The organism is Streptomyces mutabilis (assembly GCF_014649815.1).
Lineage (GTDB): Bacteria > Actinomycetota > Actinomycetes > Streptomycetales > Streptomycetaceae > Streptomyces > Streptomyces mutabilis.
On the sequence record NZ_BMTT01000189.1, the window covers coordinates 1 to 626 of the forward strand.

General features: G+C 43.3%; 2 protein-coding genes. Both read right to left on the minus strand.

The genetic code is table 11. The features are described from left to right. On the minus strand, positions 1-395 hold a 395-nt coding region (locus IE142_RS39960; protein ID WP_191889463.1), incomplete at its 3' end, for a 4Fe-4S cluster-binding domain-containing protein. Further along, a partial coding sequence (locus tag IE142_RS39965; protein WP_191889464.1) for a glycyl radical enzyme domain-containing protein occupies positions 367-626 on the minus strand: 260 nt, incomplete at its 5' end. The genes IE142_RS39965 and IE142_RS39960, both read right to left, overlap by 29 nt.

A 626-nucleotide genomic window follows, 5' to 3' on the forward strand; every position in this document is an offset into this window, starting at 1 on the left:
TCAATTAAAAATGGAAGTTGTAACGTAGATTCCCCGCCACTTACGGTTACCCCATTGATAAAGGCGGCATATTTACGCGTAATTGCAATTAGTTCATCAACCGTATAGGTCAATGTCATAGGGCTTGATTGGCGAGGACATTGCTGAATACAAGTATCACATTGCTCACAACGGTGAGAGTTCCAACTTACTACTCCGTTTTGCAACGAGAGAGCTTGCTGAGGGCAAGTGGCAATGCAATCCCCGCAGTTATCACAAATCCCCATAGTGTAGGGATTGTGACAGTTCTTACAGCGTAAATTACATCCTTGTAGGAAGATGGCGAGGCGATTGCCTGGGCCATCAACACAAGAAAAAGGCAGTATTTTATTTATCGAAGCGCATCTGCTGTTCATGGCTAATCACTCGTGGTTTTCGTTCAGCAATATGGCAATTGGTTGTCGCTTCATCTCCTAACCAAGTTGTATTTAGGCGAGAGCCTTCTTCTTTATATTTTTTTAAATCCGATAACCGCACCATATACCCAGTGACACGGACTAAATCATTACCACCCACATTAGCGGTAAATTCGCGTAATCCGCAAGAAAACGCCCCTAAGCACAGTTGCATTAAAGCATCAGGATTTT